The 1,848-nt window shown below is 69.0% G+C and carries 1 protein-coding gene; it reads right to left on the bottom strand.

Annotated features, from left to right (window positions below):
* Positions 1–39 precede the first annotated feature (39 nt).
* Complete coding sequence (locus AB0I23_RS41415) at positions 40–1,764, bottom strand: IS1182 family transposase (RefSeq protein ID WP_359118433.1); 1,725 nt, start codon at positions 1,762–1,764, stop codon at positions 40–42.
* Positions 1,765–1,848 lie beyond the last annotated feature (84 nt).

Genomic DNA, 1,848 nt, shown 5'->3' with positions numbered 1-1,848 from the left:
CTGAGCTTGACTCTGTCGGGGATCTTGGAATCAGCGGTGTCAACCACGGCTGCTTCTCCAGGACTTCGGCCGGTGGATGTTGTGCTGGTCCAGGAAACTCTGGAAGGCGGTGGGCCGTCGGGGTGGGGGCGCTTCCCCGGCCGGCGGCAGGCCGCTGAGTCGCTCGATGTTGACGGCGATGGCGGTCAGGACGTGCTGGATGTGGGTTTTGTCCTGGCCTCGGTAGCGGCAGCGTCGCATGTCGTGGCCGTGGGCGAACTCGTTGACGGTGCCCTCCACCCCGGAACGGACCGCGTACCGCGCCTTCCACTCGGGTGTCTGCTGCTCGGTTCGGACGCGGAGTTGCAGGTCGCGGAGTTCTCGTGGTGGGAAGCCCACGTTGCGGGCGCTTTCGCGGGAGGTGGTGCACTGGGCGCGGACTGGGCAGGGCCGGCACTGGCCCTTGGTGAACCGCGCCACGATCAGCGGGGCCGCGGTGGGCGAGGACGTCGGGTAGGGGCCGTGCCAGCCCCGGCTGACCTGGCCCTGGGGGCAGGTCACCTGCCGGCGGTCGAAGTCGATGTGGAAGTCGTCCCGGCCGAAGCCCTCGCCTCGACGGTGCTGGCGGGTGGGGTTACCCGGCAACGGTCCGGTGACGGTGACCTGGTGTTCGCGGGCGGCCTGTTCCAGATGAACCAGGGAGGTGTAGCCGCTGTCGACCAAGTGCTCGGCGGGCAGCAGGCCGCGACGCCCCAGGCGAGTGTGGATGCCGGGCAGGACCTGGCTGTCGTGCGTGGTGGCCGCGGTGGTGGCCACATCCGTGATCACGTTGGGGCGGTCAGGAGCACAGGTCTCGGTCAGATGAGCGGAGAACCCTCTCCAGCTGACGATGTGTCCGTGACGTGCGTAGCGGGCCGAGGTGTCGTAGGGAGAGACGATCGCCAAGGACGATGGCGCAAGCCCGGGTCCGCCGTCCTCCTCCGTGCGCCAGAGCAGGCGGCCCGCGGCATCGCGGTAGTAGTTCTGGACCATGATCTCTCGCAGGGCCTGGACCTGGCGGCCGAATGCCCGGCCTGCTCCGTGCCGGTAGAGGTGTTCCAGGAGCCGGGCGGCGTCGTTGCCGGTGGCGAGAATCCTGGTCTTGGGCCGGGTGGGGTTCTTGCCCAGACGGACCGGTCGGCCGTAGCGGCGCCCCCACTCCTCATCGACCAGGCCGTCCAGCAGGTGCCCGGCGGTGCCGGCGACTTCCTCCAGCGCGGCTCGCACCGCCTCGGTGATCAGTTCCAGCCGTGTCAGGTCACGCACCGCGGCCAGGACATGGGTGGAGTCGGTGCGCTGCGTGGTGCGCTCGCGCACCAGACCGGCCTCCTTCAGGCGAGCCAGCGCAAGGTCGAGGAGGCGGTCAGCACGCTCGCCCTCGGCGAGACGGTCACGGAAGTCGGCCAGCACGCTGTGGTGGAAGCCGGGGTCGTCCAGCTCCATGGCCATGGCGTACTTGAAGTCGATGCGGCAGCGCACCGCCTCGGCGGCCTGCCGGTCCGACAGACCGAGCAGGAACTGCAGCACACAGACGGTGGCCAGTTGAGCGGGCGAGAGGCCCGGACGCCCGTCGCGCGGGTACCAGTCGGCGAAGTCCTCGTCGCACCACAGCCCATCCAGCCGGTCTCTCACCCACATCGCTGTCGTGCCCTTCGGGTTGCTCGCCCGCGCGACCCTCGCAGTCAAAGGCGGGACTTGCTCACCGGAACGGAGGCAAAGGGACAACGGGCACCTCGGCAGCTGCATCGGTCATCGGAACGACACGAGCATGCTTGTTGACCATGCCGCCGCACAGCGAAACTCCAAGATCCCCGACAGAGTCAAGCTGAG

Source organism: Streptomyces atratus (assembly GCF_040655115.1).
GTDB lineage: Bacteria > Actinomycetota > Actinomycetes > Streptomycetales > Streptomycetaceae > Streptomyces > Streptomyces atratus_D.
The sequence above is the reverse complement of the archived record's forward strand: the minus strand, read 5'-3'. Positions and strand labels throughout refer to the sequence as shown.